Origin of the sequence: Corynebacterium tuscaniense, from assembly GCF_008693065.1 — a bacterium.
GTDB lineage: Bacteria > Actinomycetota > Actinomycetes > Mycobacteriales > Mycobacteriaceae > Corynebacterium > Corynebacterium tuscaniense.
The window spans coordinates 1-16,557 of record NZ_VXKH01000004.1 but is presented as its reverse complement, the minus strand read 5'-3'; the positions used below and the strand labels follow the sequence as shown (position 1 = coordinate 16,557).

The window sequence follows — 16,557 nt, the reverse complement described above, 5'->3', positions numbered from 1 at the left end:
GGGGTGCGTCGTGCTAATTAAGCCCCCGTGGGACGGAATCGGGCCCATGCGCGGGCCTGTGCATTCGCCTCATCAACACGCTGGCGCTGCTCCGCAACGCGAACGCCAGCTGTGCCGCCACGGGTAGAACGGGAGGCCACGGCACCATCAATAGTGAGCACCTTACGGACGTCAGGGGTGAGTCGCTTATCGACGCTAACGAGCTCCTCATCCGTCAAATCCACAAGATCAACTCCTCGAGACTCCGCAATGCGAACGCAGGCACCAGTCGCCTCGTGTGCTTCACGGAACGGAACGCCTTGGCGCACCATCCACTCCGCCAGATCTGTAGCAAGGGTGAAGCCCGCCGGAGCGAGCTCCCTCATGCGATCCTCATGGAAAACGAGGGTGGACACCAAACCAGTCATGGCTGGTAGGAGGATCCGAAGCTGATTGACTGAGTCAATGATCGGCTCTTTGTCCTCCTGCAGGTCACGGTTGTAGGCCAGCGGCATGGCCTTGAACGTAGCCAGAAGACCTGTCAGGTTACCAATGAGGCGGCCGGACTTACCGCGAGCAAGCTCTGCAACGTCCGGGTTTTTCTTCTGCGGCATGATCGAAGATCCCGTTGACCACGCGTCATCAAGCGTGATGTAGCCGAATTCTGGCGTTGACCACGCGATAATCTCCTCAGCAAGGCGAGAAATATCCACCCCAATCTGAGCAAGGACGAATGCTGCCTCCGACACAAAATCGCGGGAGGAGGTGCCATCCAGGGAGTTATCCGCAGCGGAGTCGAAACCGAGCTCCTCGGCAATGGCTTCGGGGTCGAGCTTCAGCGAAGATCCGGCGAGCGCACCAGAACCGTACGGCGAGACTGCCAGCCGCTTGTCTAGATCGCGGACGCGTTCAAGATCACGAAGTAAAGGCTGTGCGTGGGCCAGCAGTGAGTGGGCTAGCAGGATGGGCTGGGCTGCCTGAAAGTGGGTCTTGCCCGGCATAATGGCATCCGGGTGAGCTGCCGCCTGTTTACTCAGGGCATCCACGAGGTCTGTGACATCGAGGGAGATAGCGCGCACGGCGTCGCGCAGCCACATTCGGAACATGGCTGCAACCTGGTCATTGCGGGAACGTCCAGCGCGCAGACGGCCACCGAGTTCGGGGCCAACCCGATCAATGAGGCCACGCTCCATCGCTCCGTGCACATCTTCATCGGAGGGTTCTGGGCCGAAAGAGCCATCAGCTACATCACGGCCAAGCTGATCCAGGCCAGCGAGCATCGCTTCTAAGTCCGAATCGGTCAAAAGGCCCGCGCGGTTGAGCACCTTGGCGTGAGCCTTGGACGCCAATACGTCATATGGAGCGAGGATCCAGTCGAAATGGGTAGACACTGACAGTGCGAACATTGCCTCCGATGGGCCACCGGAAAATCGGCCACCCCACAGCGCACCTTCATTCGTACCGTGCTGTTCCATTCCTATCGTCCTTCCCTCGCGTCCTTGAGCGTGTTTTTGACCGTGCTCTGTTTACTTCCCAGCTTCGCGGTCACGTTTGTTAGCGATCTCGGAAGACAAACCGTGCAGCTTGACAAAACCCTTGGCGTGGGACTGGTCGAAGGTATCGCCCGTGTCGTAGGTAGCCAGGTTGAAGTCATACAGCGAGTGGCTGGAACGACGGCCGTTGACCGTGATGGAGCCTGCGTGCAGAACCATGCGGATATCGCCGGTGACGTGCTCCTGAGTGGACTCAATGAAAGCGTCCAAGGAGCGCTTCAAGGGGCCGAACCAGAGGCCGTCGTAGACTTCCTCGGACCAGCGTGCGTCGATAAGCCTCTTGTAACGTGCAAGCTCACGCTCGACGGTGACATCCTCAAGTGCCTCGTGTGCGGTGATGAGTGCAACAGCGCCCGGAGCCTCATAGACCTCGCGGGACTTGATGCCCACCAGGCGGTCCTCCACCATGTCCAGGCGGCCAACGCCCTGCGCACCAGCGCGGCGGTTCATCTCCTCGATGGCCTCGAGCATGGTCACCTTGCGGCCGTCAATGGCAACGGGCTTGCCGCCCTCGAAGGAAATGATCACCTCGTCCGGAGCATTCCCCAGGGCCGGGTCCTCGGTGTAGGCGTACAGGTCCTTTGTCGGCGGGTTCCACAGATCCTCGAGGAAGCCGGTCTCAACCGCACGACCCCAAACGTTTTGGTCAATGGAGAACGGCGATGCAGCGGACTGCTCAATCGGAAGATCCTTGCCCTCGGCGTACTCGATCGCCTTGTCACGGGTCCATGCGTAATCACGTGCCGGAGCGATAATCTCCAGGTTCGGATCCATGTTGACAAAGCCAACCTCGAAACGCACCTGGTCGTTGCCCTTACCGGTGCAGCCGTGTGCAACGTGGGTGCCACCATGCTCCTTAGCAGCTTCGACGAGGTGCTTGACAATCAGCGGGCGGGAAATCGCAGACACCAGCGGGTACTGCTTCATGTACATGCCGTTCGCCTTGATGGTGGGCAGGCAGTACTCTTCGGCGAACTCATCGCGGGCATCCACAACGATGGACTCCACCGCACCGCAGTCAAGGGCGCGCTGACGCACGGACTCCAAGTCCTCGCCGCCCTGGCCGAGGTCGAGGGAAACAGCAACCACCTCACCGCCGGTCATTTCAGCGAGGTACGGGATTGCGACGGACGTGTCCAGGCCGCCGGAATAAGCAAGAACGACGCGATTGGTCATATGTTTTAAGGGCTCCTTAGCTCTGTTGAATGCTTAGTAAAGAATGTATGACAGCGTACTACCCGGCCCCGGGCTCATCGCCGTCGGAATGCTCGTCCCGGTCCCCCATGAACTCCTCGGCTAATTCTTTGCCGGTAAGGGGTTCTCGGGCCAACACGAACACCGTGTCATCACCCGCGATGGTACCCACCACTTGGTCGAGCGCCACGCGATCAATGTAGCTGGCCAAATACTGTGCCGCACCGGCCGGCGTGCGCAGCACTGCGATGTTGCCAGTGTGGTCGATGGAGACTACCAACTCAGCGAGCATACGGCGCAATTTGTCCCGTGGACCTTTAGGCGCAGCCTGGAAGGACTGTGCTTCCTCCCCTACCGCGTAGTATGAGCGACCACCACCGGACGGGCGGACCTTGCGGGCCCCCAGCTCATCCAAGTCACGGGACAGGGTGGCTTGGGTGATGTCAATGCCTTCGTCCAGAAGCAACTCCGACAACTGCACCTGGGAGGAGACTCGAGTGTGATCCAAGATGGCCAGGATTTTTGCCTGGCGCACGGCGCGTGAATTCGGTGTGGTCATGTCACTGGTTCTCCAGAAGCCAGGTAAGGAGGGCTTTCTGTGCGTGCAGGCGATTTTCCGCCTCATCGAATACACGCGACTGCGGGCCATCAATGACCTCAGCGGTGACTTCACTGCCGCGGTACGCCGGAAGGCAGTGGAGGAAGATCGCATCCTTGGCAGCGCGATCCATGACCGTTTGGTTGACCTGGTATGGCATGAAAGGCGTGCGACGATCCTTGCCGTCTTCCTCCATACCCATGGACACCCATGTATCGGTGATCACAACATCAGCGCCGTCAACCTCAGCCAAATCGGTCGTCACCGTGACCGTGGCACCGGTCTCCCGTGCACGGGTGTGTGCACGATCAATAAACTCCGGCTTGGGCAGGAAACCTTCCGGCGCAACGATGGAAATATCCATCCCTGCTGTGGCAAAGCCAATCATGTAGGAATTGGCCATGTTGTTATCCCCATCACCGAGGTACACAGCCTTTTTACCAGCGAGACCCGCGGCCCCTTCCTCAGGGCAGAGGTTTTCAATAATGGTCTGCAGATCAGCAAGAATCTGGCAGGGGTGCAAGTCATCTGAAAGGGAGTTGATGATGGGCACGGTGGATCCCTGCGCCATCTCCAGGAAGTTGGAGTGCGCGTACGTGCGCCACACTATCGCGGAGACGTACCGCGACAAGGTTGCACCTGTGTCCTGGAAGGTCTCGCCTTTGCCCATCTGCGAATTGCCAGTTTCCGCCACGATGGGAAATCCGCCAAGTTCCGCGATACCCGTCATGAACGAAAAGCGGGTGCGCGTGGAGGTTTTGTCAAAGAGCACGGCGACGGATTGTGGCCCTTCCAACGGGCGATATGCGTAGCGGTCCTGCTTCATCTTTGCCGCAAGAGCGAGCACTTCTGCCTGCTCAGCGGGCGAAAGATCATCGTCCGCCAGAAAGTTTCGTGGTGCTGCATGAATCATGTTTACTCTCCTCCAGCTTCCGCGCGGATGCACTCCGTCAGGGTTGTTGCGAATGCTTCTACTGCCGCATCCAGTTCTTCATCCGTGATGGTCAGCGGCGGGGTCAGGCGCACAACGTTGTCCGTGGGTGCGTTGAGGATCACGCCGTTTTCCAGTCCCCGCACCACCATCTTCTTTGCCACAGGCGCGTCCAATACAACGCCAAGCATGAGCCCGCGGCCCCGCACGTGGTTAATGCCAGATAGCTTTTCGACGCTCCGTGCGAGCCTCTCCCCCTTCATCCTTACCGCCTGGCAGAACTCATCGTTCACAACGCCCAGAACTGCTTTCGCCGCGGCGCAGGACACCGGGTTCCCGCCGAAAGTCGTTCCGTGGGAGCCAGGGGTAAACAGCGTCGCCGCCTCACCGCGGGCGATCACCGCGCCTATAGGCATGCCGCCGGCCAGCCCCTTAGCCATGGTGACAATGTCCGGGGTGATCCCCGCTGCCTGGTGAGCAAAGAAGTCTCCGGTACGACCCACACCCGTCTGCACCTCATCCACCACCATGAGTATCCCGTGCTCATCACACAGCGCGCGGACATCTTCCAGGAAGCGTTCCGGCGCCGGGATCACACCGGTCTCGCCCTGGATCGGTTCCAGGAAAATAGCAGCAGTGCTCGTTGGGTCTTGTTCTACGAGCTCACACAGGTTCTCAATATCCCCGTAGGTATAGAACTCCACGCCCGGCACCAGCGGTTCGAAGGGCTTCTGCTTCGCTGGCTGCCCGGTCAAAGACAGCGCACCCATGGTGCGTCCATGGAACCCATGCACGGCACTCAGCACCCGAGTGCGCCCCGTCAAACGCGATAGCTTGAATGCCGCCTCATTAGCCTCTGCACCGGAATTGCAGAAGAACACCCGCGCCTGATCATCACCAAAGCGCGCACGCAGCTCCTTAGCCACCGCCAGAGCTGGGTAAGAGCCAAAGAAATTAGAAATGTGTCCGAGGGTGCGCACTTGCTTCTCGACGGCCCCCACAACCGCCGGGTGCCCATGCCCCAAGGAATTCACGGCAATGCCCGCCAACATATCGATGTAGGTTTTGCCATCCGCGTCCGTCACGGTGACGCCATTGCCCGATACAAGGTGCAATTGTGGGGTGCCGTAGGAATCCATGAACACGCCCGACCATTCGGCCAGCGCCTTCGCGTTAGAAAGCGAAGTGTTCGACACTGCGTTACTCACTGCACATCGTCCTTCCTGAACACGGTGCCATCCGGGTAGTTTTCCCGCTCATAGTCATTCGGCAACACCATGGTGCCGATGCCACCCATGGTGAGCAGCTCCAAGAGAACCGAGTGCGGGATACGCCCATCAATCACATGTGCTGCTGCCACTCCCCCGTTCACGGCGGTGAGGCATGCTTCCATTTTGGGGATCATGCCCGAATCGAGGTTGGGCACGATCTTTTCCAGTTCGTTGACTTCGATCTTGGATAGCAACGAATCCTTATTCGGCCAGTCGGTGTACAGGCCCTCGACATTGGTGAGTACCACCAGGCGCTCTGCTTTCAGCGCTGCCGCGAGCGCACCCGCAGCGGAGTCGGCGTTGATGTTGTACACATTGCCGTCCACACCAGGTGCAATACCGGAGACAACGGGAATCCTGCCAGCGTCGATAATATCCATCACAGCGGCGGGGTTCACATCCACAATCTCACCGACAAGGCCGATATCCTTCAGCTGACCATCGACCTCAACCAGGCGCTTCTCAGCAGTGAACAAACCAGCATCCTCTCCTGAGGTGCCCACCGCGTACGGGCCGTGGGAGTTGATGCGCCCGAGGAGGTCACGCCCGACCTGGCCGAAGAGAACCATCCGAACAACGTCCAGAATCTCTGGCGTGGTCACGCGGAATCCACCAATAAATTCACCACTGTCAAGACCGAGCCGGCCAAGCATGGTGGTGATCTGCGGACCACCGCCGTGCACCACCACCGGCTTGGCGCCCACGGTGCGCAGGAAGACCATGTCAGCTGCGAATGCCGATTTGAGGTCATCATCGATCATGGCATTACCGCCGTACTTCACCACAACAATCTTGTCGCGGTAGTGCTGAAGCCACGGCAGAGCCTCCGCCAACACATGGGCTCGGTCTTGGTTGGTCAAACCACGGGTGAGTTCCGCTACTGCGTTCATACTGCTGTCCATTGTCTATTCCCCAGCTTTTTTAGGTCGAGTACTCTGAGTTGATCTCCACGTAGGCGTAGGACAAGTCGGTGGTACTCACGGTCGCGATACCGGAGCCACCGGTGCCCAAGTCCACGCGGACCTCAATGTCCGCACCGCTCAAGTCCACTTCTCGTGCGCCCGGAGCACCAGTGCTTCCCTCGCACACTGGCTGGCCGTTGAAGTACACGCTGATGTTGTCTGGGTCCATGTCGGCCTCGGCCATACCGACGGCGGCGAGAACGCGACCCCAGTTCGGGTCAGAACCAAACATCGCGCACTTGAACAGGTTGTCCCGACCAATCGTGCGGGCCGCATTGAGCGCCTGTTCATCAGTAGTGGTGCCTTCCACGGTGATGGACACGCGCTTGGTTACACCTTCAGCATCTGACTGCAGCTGGCGTGCCAGATCACGGCTGATGTCCAGCACCGCGTCCGCAAGATCCTCCGCGGAAGGCGTCACACCAGATGCGCCGGAGGCCATGATCACCACAGAGTCGTTGGTGGAGGTTGTGCCATCGATGTCCAGGGTGTCAAAGGTGACGGCACTCGCCGCACGCAGCGCACGATCCAGTACCTCCGGAGTGACCAACGCATCAGTAGTAATACACGTGAGCATCGTGGCCAAGGATGGTGCCATCATGCCCACGCCTTTAGCCATGCCGCCGACGGTCCAGCCGTCACGGACAACAACTGCTTCTTTTGCCACGGTGTCCGTGGTAATGATTGCGGTAGCGGCAGCCGTGCCATCATCACCCAGCGATGTACTCATCTGATCAATACCCTTGCGGATGATATCCATGGGCAGCAGATCACCAATGCGCCCGGTGGAGCACACAGCCACATCATCGGCGGCAACACCAAGGGCGGCCGCGGTGTGCTCTTGCATCGCCACCGCATCCTCATCGCCCTGTCGGCCATTACAGGCATTAGCGTTACCGGAGTTAAACACCACTGCCCTGAGCACACCGTCGGCTACAGCCTTGCGGGTTACTTTCACGGGCGCAGCCACAACTTTGTTGCGCGTGGTCACAGCAGCTGCCACATACTCTGGGCCAGTGTTGACGACGAGGGCCATGTCCGGATTGCCCGAAGGCTTAATACCTGCTGTAACTCCTGCGGCCACAAAACCTGCTGGGGCAGTCACGCCTGTGGTTGCCATAGTGATCGGACTCTCTTTCAGTAGTGATTAGTTAATGGTTATGGCGCGACGGCTGCACGTGGCAGACCATCTGTTTCTTCAAAACCAAGCGCGATATTCATGCACTGGACGGCAGCGCCTCCCGTGCCCTTGGTCAAATTATCAATAGCCGAGGTGAGCACCAGAACACCTGCCCCCTCATCGACCTCAACTTGGATGTGGCACATGTTGGAGCCAACCACGTTCTGCGTCTGCGGTTGGATGCCCTGCGGAAGCAGGTACATGAACGGCTCATCGGCATAGAACTCTGCATAAGCAGCGCGTGCTGCTTCCTCAGTGACATCACCATTCAAAGGCGTGGTGATCGTAGTGAGAATTCCGCGGGGCAACGGTGCAAGTACCGGAGTGAAGCTCACCGTCACATCCTCATCGGTGACCTCGCTGAGGTTCTGCACCATCTCTGGGGTGTGGCGGTGTTTGCCAGCCGTGTTGTAAGCCTTCAAAGAGCCCATGATCTCCGAACCCAACAGGTCCACGTTCGCTTTCTTGCCGGCACCTGAAACACCGGTCACGGATACCACGTTCAGGGCTGGTTGGATGAGACCGGCGGCAACAGCGGGCAACGCGGCCAGCGTTGCCCCAGTGGGGAAACAGCCAGGTACGGCGATGCGGCGAGCAGCCGCAATCTGCTCACGGTGGCCGGGCATCTCCGGGATGCCATAGGGCCAGGCGCCAGCATGGTCACTGCCGTAGTACTTCTCCCAATCATCCGCAGAGCGCAGACGGAAATCAGCGGCACAGTCCAGAACAAGAGTGTCTTCCGGAAGAGCAGCGCCGATCGATGCGCTGAAGCCATGCGGGAGCCCCAGGAAGACAACATCATGACCGGAGAGAATCTCTGTGGTCGTTTCTTGGATCGTCTTATCCGCCAATTGCGGAAGGTGCGGGAGCACCACCGCAGCACTTTGACCGGCATTAGAATTGCCGGTCAGTGCACCAATGCTCAAGGTGCCGTCAAGGTACCGCGGATGGTTCAGCAGCAGGCGCAGGATCTCGCCACCGGCATAACCGGTAGCACCCGCCACAGCGACAGAAATAGCCATAGCGGACAGGCTACTCCCCCAAGCGCACGAATGTAAACTATTCCGTGAGTTTTATTTTATAAATTTATGGCGGGGGACCGTAACCCTAAGCACGCATCTGCGCACCGAACTCCTTTTCAGCAGCTTCTGCTGCCGCAAGACGTCCGGCCGATGCCTCATCATCCGTCAGCGTACGGTCAGGCGCACGGAAGATCAGACCAAAAGCCAGAGACTTCTTGCCGTCGCCGAGGGACTCGGACCGGTAGACGTCGAAAAGCTCAACTGCCTCAAGCAAGTCCCCAGCATTCTGCTCGATCGTGCGGCGCACGGACTCCGCCGGCACTGCCTCATCCACAACCAATGCGATGTCCTGGTGCAGAGCCGGGAAGGATGACAGCACCGGTGCCGGCAGGGTCTGGTTGAAGGGCACGGCGGTGAGATCAATCTCCATCGCGCAGGTGCGCTCCGGCAGGCCAAGGGCTTCCAGGACCTGCGGGTGCAGCTCACCGGCGTAGCCGACGACAACGCCATCGACAGAAAGCTGGGCGCAACGGCCCGGGTGCCACGGAAGGTGGTCAACGGACTCAATGTCCAGAGTCACGCCACACGCGCGTGCAACAACCTGCGCGGATTCAATGGCGTCAGCCCACGTGTATGCGCGGCCATCGCCCCACGGACCTTCGGGCTCAATATTGCCGATAGCCACGGTGGCTGCGTGCAGATGCTGCACCGGCAGCGAGGAAACGAGCTCCTCCACCACGGCGTCGCTCGGACGCTCCGCCACGCTTGGCATCGGCGATTCATCAGCAGTCTTCTCCGCGGTCTGTGCCACGGAGTACAGGCTGAGGTCATGGCGGCCACGGGCGACATTGCGGCCGACGGCTTCCAGCATGGCTGGCAGCAGCGTGGTGGCCAGCACTGCATAATCCGCATCGAGCGGGTTCTGCACACCAACGGTGTTGCGGCGCGGATCGTCTGCATCCAGGCCCCACGTATCCACAACGGTGTTGGACATGAACGGGGTCGGGATGATCTCCACATAGCCGGAGTAGGCCAAAGCATGCGTCACTGCACGGCGACGACGCTGTACTGGGGAGAGTCCACGGCCACCGCGCGGAGTAGGCAGCACCAACGGAATATCGTCCAGGCCTTCTAGGCGGACGATCTCCTCGATGAGCTCCACCGGCTCATTGAGGTCCGTACGCCACGCTGGCGGAGTGACTACGAGGACATCACCGTTATCCGTGATCTCGCAACCGACCTCCTGTAGGCGCTTAATCACGGTCGCCTTGGAGTACTCCACACCAATGAGTTCGGACGGGTGCTTCACGCGCAGGTTAATCGGCTCACGCTTCTGAAGAGCGCCTTCAACGAGAGTGCGCTTATCGGAAATGGTTCCTCCAGCGATCTGCACCAGCAAAGCACACGCCATGTCCAGGGCTACCTCAATGATGGTGGGATCGACGCCACGCTCGAAGCGCCGAGAAGCTTCCGAGCTCAACTTGTGGTGGCGTGCGGAACGAGCAACGGTGAGTGCATCCCAGGAAGCAGCCTCAAAGTAGACGTTCGTGGTGTCTTCGCTGATCTCCGAGGTCGTACCCCCCATGATGGCTGCGAGTGACTGGATGCCGGTGTCATCGGAGATGACCACATCACCTGGGGTGAGCGTGCGCTTGATGTGGTCGAGGGTTTCAAACTCTTCCCCACCCTGCGCATTGTGCACGCGCAGACCACCAGCGACCTTGTCCGCATCAAAAGCGTGCATCGGCTGGCCGAGGAGAAGCATGACGTAGTTGGTCACATCGGTGGCGGCGTTAACAGAACGCACACCAGCGAGCATGAGCACGCGCTTCATCCAGAACGGTGCCTCCACCGCAGGATCGATGCCCTCCACCTTGCGCAAGCCAAAACGCTGGACCTTCGCGGACTCCTCCAGGGTGATCGAAATAAGATCACCCGTCGGTGCCGGGACACCGGCGACATCAATACCCGCAATCGACGGATCATCCGCCATATCCTTGTACTCAAGATCAAAGGCAGACGCGACCTCACGACCCAAGCCACGTGCGGAGAGAGCGTAACCACGGTCCGGCGTGATGTTGACCTCGAAGATCGTGTCCGGACCACCGAGCACCTCGTGGGCATCCTGGCCCAGCTCGCCTGCACCCTCAGGCAGCACAATGATGCCATCGCTCTTGGACGTAAACCCAAGCTCAGCTTCAGACGCCATCATGCCGTTAGAAATGTGGCCGTAGGTCTCACGCGCGGAGATCTCAAAACCACCAGGCAGCACGGCACCCGGAAGGGACACCACAACGTAGTCCCCCTCCTTGAAGTTGCGCGCACCACAGATAATGCCCTGCAGCTCACCAGTGCCATTCGCCTTGCCGACGTTCACCTGACAGTAGCGAATTGGCTTCCGGAACTCCGTGAGCTCCTCAATTTCTTCTACGCGACCGATGACGAGCGGGCCGGTGGTCTCCGGCAGGGGCTCATAGCCCTCGGTTTCAAAACCGACACGCACAAACCCAGCGTCCAGCTCCTCTGCACTGACAGACCAGCCAGGGTTACCAGCGTTGTTCAGCAGGGACGTCAACCACTTCTGAGAAATCAGCATTTTCTACTCTCCTTGAACCTTTCCCTGCTACGCCTGGACGCCGAACGGCTGTGTGAAGCGCACATCGCCTTCAACCATGTCACGCATGTCCGTCAGACCATTGCGGAACTGCAGCGTACGCTCAATGCCCATACCGAAGGCGAAGCCCTGGTACTCATCCGGATCAATACCAACCGCACGAAGCACATTCGGGTTGACCATGCCGCAGCCACCCCACTCAATCCAGCCGGCGCCACCCTTCTTGTTTGGGAACCACACGTCTACCTCAGCGGACGGTTCCGTGAACGGGAAGTAGTTGGTGCGAATACGCGTCTTCGTCTCCGGCCCGAACAGCACCTTGGCCAGGTGATCTAGCGTGCCGCGCAGGTGCGCCATAGTCAGTCCCTTGTCCACTGCAAGACCCTCCACCTGGTGGAAAACCGGCGTGTGCGTGGCATCAAGCTCATCGGTACGGAACACACGGCCCGGGCACGCAATGTAGATCGGCAGGTCCCGCTCCAGCATCGTGCGCACCTGAACTGGCGACGTATGCGTGCGCATCACCTGGCGCGAGCCTTCCTTGCTCACGTAAAACGTGTCCTGCAAGGTGCGCGCCGGGTGATCCGGGATGAAGTTCAGCGCATCGAAATTGAAGTACTCGGCCTCGACCTCCGGGCCTTCCGCAACTTCCCAACCCATACCAACAAAGATGTCCGCGATCTGCTCACTCAACGCGGTGATCGGGTGCATCGCACCCGCCTGTGCACGCGTCGTCGGCAGCGTGACATCCACCGTCTCCGCACGCAGCTGCTGCTCACGATGCTCCGCTTCTCGCTTTGCATACAACTGGCTGTAACGCTTTTCTGCACGCCCACGCGCCATATTCACGAAGCGACCGGCATCCTTGCGCTGATCCTTCGGAATCGAACCCAGGGACTTCCGAGCGTGCATGATCGGCGACTGCTCGCCCAGGTGAGCGCGCTTCACTGCCTCAAGCGTGGCCAGATCAGCTGCTGCTTCAAAGGCAGCAATCGCCGCATCTGCAGCAGCATTCAAGCCCTCTTCGGTCAATTCAATTTCCGGTGTGGGGTTGCTCTGATCAGCCACGCTACCGTTCACCCGCGCCTTTCCAGATAGACGTTTTCAAAACGGTCACCAGCATACCCGTGCACCTCCAACTTCCCACGGCAAGGCCTGCGGAAAGCACCATAGCTTTTGCTACTCGACGGGATGCCATACGTTCTGAAATGAAGGATTGACCATTGCCCCAGAACCCGCACTAGCCATACGATGCTTCTAACCAGCGTGCAGGAGGTCAGGAGAATGGAATCACTCGTCATACGCAATATCGATGACCATCTTCTAAACGCGCTCACCGAGCGGGCAGCGCTCAACGGACGCACTTTGGAGGCAGAGGTCAAGGAGATTTTGTTCAAGGGAGTCAGACCCCAGAATCCGCTGCGTCGGCTTCATCAGATCGTTGTAGCTCATGAAGCGACTGGTGAACTGCAACTTCCTGGGCGACCTTCTTAGCCTATTCGTTTCAACCCGTGGGATTAATCAAGCCGCACCTTCGCTATGAAACGCGATGCCACCAGGCTCCCCACCGTCAGCACCACCATGATGCACAGGACGGCGATGACACCGCCCGCGTTGGTGAGAAGGGGCAGCACAGCCGTCATGAGATAGCCGAAGATGTAGTACATAGAGATTGCGGTTGCCTGTTTGTGGGGAGAGGCGCTGTTGGCGGCGAGGCCAAGCGAACTCCTAAAAGACATGCCCTGCCCGACACCGACGAGACAAGTGGCAGCGATGACAAGCCACACCAATTGAGCATGAACGCCATACGCGGTGGTTGCTAAACCAACGGCCAAGTGAACCAGTCCAACCGGCAGGATTTTTTCTGGCGTTTGCTTGAGTGTCAACCACTGCGTCACAGCGGAAGCTCCCAACATCAAGGCAGTGATTGATGCGATCTGCAGTTGATTGTCCACCACGTGCATGGACAAAGGCACCACCGACTGCCACATGCCATTTGCCCCGTATGCCCAGCCAATGACTGATGCGCAGACCAAGAATACAAAGAGAGCAGACCGCGTTGGGAACACTCCCCGACTATGCTCTGTTGATTCGTGAGCGTGGACATGCTCCTCATGTTGCGGCCTTTCCGGTAGCAGCAGGCAGCTGATTAGAACGATGGCGATCATCGCTAGATGCACCATGAAAGGTAGACGCAGTGGGAGTGGGAGTGTCACGGCCAATATTGCGGAGGCCAGTGGTCCGAAGGCGAGAGCAGCAGAGGTGATAATCGCGCTCAACGCCGAGCCATGAGTGCGGCCGTAGTAGTCGTTCAACGCTGAGGTGAAGGCACCTGTACATGCGCCAACAGATACACCGCTGAGGAAGCGAGCTAAGACGAGTAAGGGTAATCCTGATGCCACTAGGAAGGCGATGCTGGATAGGCCACCAACGACAACGGAGAAAAGGATCGCGGGTTTTCTGCCGAACCGATCGGCTAGTCCACCAAGAAAGATGAGACTGAACAGGACGCCGGCCACATACGCGGCGAAGACGAGCGTTGTCTGGATGCGCGCGAGATCCCACTCACGTTCATAAATGGCGTAAAGGCCAGACGGCACGGTGCTGCCCAGCACCACCTGGAACATGCCAAAGAGGAGGACTCTTCCCGCCCCTTCTTTAACGGTGTCTGCCATAGGTGAATGATAACGGGGAAAATGTGCTCCGCATCACAATTCTGGGCGGGGATCTTAGTTTTCTGTTCGTTCGGCTATTACTGGTTCAACGCCTTGGCAGACTCCCACAAACAGATCGAGGCTGCGGTGGACAGGTTGAGCGATTCGGCGGAGCCCTTGATCGGGACGGAGGCAGTGTCGTCGGCCACGGCGAGGATGCCATCAGGCAGACCGTGGGCTTCGTTGCCGAACAGCCATGCGGTGGGCTTGTTCAGTGCGTCACCGGGATTGGTCAGATCGAGGTTGCCGTTCATGGTGGTGGCCAACGTCGATAAGCCTGCTGCCCGGAGTTGACCGAGGACTCCCTTGATGTCGCGCTCGCGAGCGACGGGAACGTGGAACAGTGAGCCGGCTGAGGAGCGCACAACCTTCGGTGATTCCGGGTCAACCGTGTCGCCGGCGAAGACAACGGCGTCGGCTCCGAGTGCGTCGACAAGCCTGATGATCGTGCCGGCATTGCCGGGATCATTGGTTTCCACGCACACGGCGACGAGCTTGGGGCGACCTTTGAGGATCGAGCCGAGCGTCCACGTGACCGGCTTGCACACGGCGAAGATACCGGTAGTGCGCACGGTGTCCGTGAGGGACTGCGCAGCCTTGTCCGTAATAGCGTGGCTGTACACATCCATGTAGCCGGCGGTGGTGACAATGTCGGCGAAGCGGTCAGCGGCGGCTTCCGTGACAAACAGGTCCGTGGCCGCACCGGTGGCCACAGCGGCCTCCACGGAGTTCTCCCCTTCCGCCAGGAAAGCCTTTGCTTTCTTCCTGCCCGCAGCCCGGTTTAACTTAGCGGCGTTGACCACGCGCGGGGTGCGCTCGGTGAATGGTTGGGAGAAATCAAGACTCATGGCAACCAAGCGTATAACTAGAGCGTTCCGGCCGTGCTAATGCTCTGGCCTCGCAACGGGTGTGCGCTCCAAGATGTCATCGATTGTGATCGGGGGCACCACCGACTTGCGGGCATCCAGGTGAATGAGCTCCCCCATAGCTTCAGTCCACTCGGCGACGATAACGCGCTGCTTTCTTATCTTGGTCTCCAGTTTTCCGCCCTTGACGTTGCCGCCAGAAACGATGACGAGTACGAACTCGATATCCCCACCGCCCACAAGGCGGGCAGCATCCGCCAGCGCGCAGATCGAACGGTAGCGGGACAGCTCCTCCGAACCGAGGTTGTCATCCACGATGGTGCCGTCCCGCGTTAAGCTCAGCGTGCCGTTCCACCACTTAATATCAGCGACGACCACTCCGCCACAGGTGGAAATTATCTCTCCCACCCGCAGTGCTTCTTCCTTTTGAGCTTGCTCCAGAAGAGAGCCGAGGAAGCGATTCCGCTCCTGTCTTCTGTCGGTGGAAAAATCGAGGCCAGAGAAGATAATCGGGTCTACTGCCCGCACGTCATTCTCGTGGGCACGTCTGACTGATGCCCTACTCCGCAGGAGTACCCCGACGTCATGGCAGATCTGCACCTCAAAGGGTAAAGCATTCTCTAGATCCAGCCCCAACTGCTGCCGGCGATATGTGGCCTCCGCAAACGTCCGGGCATATGGGTACGCGTCGAAGCCATTGAATGTGTCGCGCTGGACCTGCCTTACAAGAGGACGCAACGCCTCCAAGCTCCCAGCTGAGAATGCGCGCCGTTTCTTCCGCCACTGTCGAGGCGAAGGTAGTAAAAGAGGCTCAACCCAACCACCGCTGTATTGAGGCCCGCAAACAGCCAGTTCTCGCGCCCCACAACGACCATCATGCCCACCACATTGAAGATAATCATGAAACCTAGAAACACGCCGAGGATGATCAGGCTGTATTTGACCCCAAAGAGCTGCCGAATGGCCGGCATATCAAGCCGACGGGATTGCTCGAACGGATCCGTAGGGTTGAATCGCTCCGGATCTTCGGCTGCTGCCTGAAAAAGCACGCTCAAAGAAAAGCCTGGCTCCCGCGGATGGCGGTTGTCCAACGCGCAGCGCCATGTGCTTCTAGGCCTTTCCGCCGCCAAATGCACCATGTCCCTCCTCCAGCCCGTGGCAGCATCACGGGGCAAGCATGGATTATTACAGCACAAAGCTCCGCTATCCTGGAGTAAAACCGGAGCAACGGGGCGATCGCTGAAAGCGGGGTGCACAGGCAGACGCCGGGCCTAAACAGTCTTCGGAGCGTTGACGTTTTCCTGTAGTGCGTTCGGTGAATGGTTCGGAGAAATCGAGAGTCCTAACTAAACAGCTTTTTAATGCAGTAGACGGGGCACCCCACTACTAGGGGTGCCCCGTCCTTCTGTGGAATTAGACGAGTGAATCAATCATCTATGGGCGGAAAACCCACGGGAACCGAGGCCACGGGTTCAAGCCCTTCCAAGGATCCCAGCTATCCCAGTCATCCCAATCGTCCCAATTGTCCCAGTCGTCCCAGTCATCCCTAGGCGGCTTCGGCTTAGTCGGCGGGGGCGTCGGCGTTGGTGTCGGTGCCGGTTGCCACGGCCACGGAGACGGCGGTTGTGGTGTTGGTGGCTGCGGTGCCGGCGGTTGTGGTGTTGGTGGCTGCG

Annotated in this window: 15 protein-coding genes; 1 reads left to right on the top strand and 14 read right to left on the bottom strand. The window is 59.2% G+C overall.

Annotated elements, in window-relative coordinates; all coding sequences use genetic code 11:
• Positions 1-17: 17 nt before the first annotated feature.
• The 10 genes from argH to pheS form a co-directional block, all read right to left on the bottom strand.
• A complete protein-coding gene (gene argH / locus F4V54_RS02130) occupies positions 18-1,454 on the bottom strand; it encodes an argininosuccinate lyase (protein ID WP_150386085.1) in 1,437 nt (478 codons plus the stop codon).
• A 51-nt stretch (positions 1,455-1,505) separates the two neighbouring features.
• Positions 1,506-2,708 carry an argininosuccinate synthase gene (locus F4V54_RS02125; RefSeq protein ID WP_034662912.1) on the bottom strand — a complete coding sequence of 401 codons (1,203 nt, stop codon included), beginning with the start codon at positions 2,706-2,708 and terminating at the stop codon, positions 1,506-1,508.
• A gap of 58 nt (positions 2,709-2,766) precedes the next feature.
• Positions 2,767-3,285: an arginine repressor gene (locus F4V54_RS02120; RefSeq protein WP_034662915.1), complete on the bottom strand. Its 519-nt coding sequence runs from the start codon at positions 3,283-3,285 to the stop codon at positions 2,767-2,769.
• A gap of 1 nt (position 3,286) precedes the next feature.
• Positions 3,287-4,237 carry an ornithine carbamoyltransferase gene (gene argF / locus F4V54_RS02115; RefSeq protein ID WP_034662917.1) on the bottom strand — a complete coding sequence of 317 codons (951 nt, stop codon included), beginning with the start codon at positions 4,235-4,237 and terminating at the stop codon, positions 3,287-3,289.
• A 2-nt stretch (positions 4,238-4,239) separates the two neighbouring features.
• The gene (locus F4V54_RS02110) at positions 4,240-5,463 is read right to left on the bottom strand and encodes an acetylornithine transaminase (protein WP_376997672.1); all 1,224 of its coding nucleotides are present in this window, start codon (positions 5,461-5,463) and stop codon (positions 4,240-4,242) included.
• Positions 5,460-6,416 carry an acetylglutamate kinase gene (argB, locus tag F4V54_RS02105; RefSeq protein WP_150386084.1) on the bottom strand — a complete coding sequence of 319 codons (957 nt, stop codon included), beginning with the start codon at positions 6,414-6,416 and terminating at the stop codon, positions 5,460-5,462. Before argB ends, F4V54_RS02110 begins: the two co-directional genes overlap by 4 nt.
• A 31-nt stretch (positions 6,417-6,447) precedes the next feature.
• Positions 6,448-7,608, bottom strand: a complete 1,161-nt coding sequence (argJ, locus tag F4V54_RS02100; RefSeq protein ID WP_034662921.1) for a bifunctional glutamate N-acetyltransferase/amino-acid acetyltransferase ArgJ — start codon at positions 7,606-7,608, stop codon at positions 6,448-6,450.
• A 38-nt stretch (positions 7,609-7,646) separates the two neighbouring features.
• A complete protein-coding gene (gene argC, locus F4V54_RS02095; protein ID WP_150386083.1) occupies positions 7,647-8,690 on the bottom strand; it encodes an N-acetyl-gamma-glutamyl-phosphate reductase in 1,044 nt (347 codons plus the stop codon).
• 85 nt (positions 8,691-8,775) lie between these two features.
• Positions 8,776-11,286 carry a phenylalanine--tRNA ligase subunit beta gene (gene pheT, locus F4V54_RS02090; protein WP_150386082.1) on the bottom strand — a complete coding sequence of 837 codons (2,511 nt, stop codon included), beginning with the start codon at positions 11,284-11,286 and terminating at the stop codon, positions 8,776-8,778.
• Between the two features lie 27 nt (positions 11,287-11,313).
• Positions 11,314-12,372 (bottom strand): phenylalanine--tRNA ligase subunit alpha, encoded by a 1,059-nt coding sequence (gene pheS / locus F4V54_RS02085; protein ID WP_150386081.1) that lies wholly within the window; start codon positions 12,370-12,372, stop codon positions 11,314-11,316.
• Positions 12,373-12,555: 183 nt separating this feature from the next.
• Here pheS and F4V54_RS11890 point away from each other — a divergent pair, with 183 nt between their 5' ends.
• The gene (locus tag F4V54_RS11890; RefSeq protein WP_376997668.1) at positions 12,556-12,798 is read left to right on the top strand and encodes a FitA-like ribbon-helix-helix domain-containing protein; all 243 of its coding nucleotides are present in this window, start codon (positions 12,556-12,558) and stop codon (positions 12,796-12,798) included.
• A 23-nt stretch (positions 12,799-12,821) separates the two neighbouring features.
• Here the strand turns inward: F4V54_RS11890 and F4V54_RS02080 are convergent, their stop codons facing one another.
• From F4V54_RS02080 to F4V54_RS02065, 4 genes are all read right to left on the bottom strand, one after another.
• Entirely contained in the window at positions 12,822-13,979 is a 1,158-nt protein-coding gene (locus F4V54_RS02080; RefSeq protein ID WP_150386080.1) for an MFS transporter, read from the bottom strand.
• Between the two features lie 77 nt (positions 13,980-14,056).
• Positions 14,057-14,866, bottom strand: coding sequence for a TrmH family RNA methyltransferase (locus tag F4V54_RS02075; RefSeq protein ID WP_150386079.1), 810 nt, complete (start codon positions 14,864-14,866; stop codon positions 14,057-14,059).
• 36 nt (positions 14,867-14,902) lie between these two features.
• Positions 14,903-15,622 (bottom strand): hypothetical protein, encoded by a 720-nt coding sequence (locus F4V54_RS02070; protein ID WP_150386078.1) that lies wholly within the window; start codon positions 15,620-15,622, stop codon positions 14,903-14,905.
• Positions 15,607-16,023, bottom strand: coding sequence for a hypothetical protein (locus tag F4V54_RS02065; RefSeq protein WP_211359445.1), 417 nt, complete (start codon positions 16,021-16,023; stop codon positions 15,607-15,609). The genes F4V54_RS02070 and F4V54_RS02065 overlap by 16 nt, the downstream gene beginning before the upstream one ends.
• Positions 16,024-16,557: the final 534 nt, after the last annotated feature.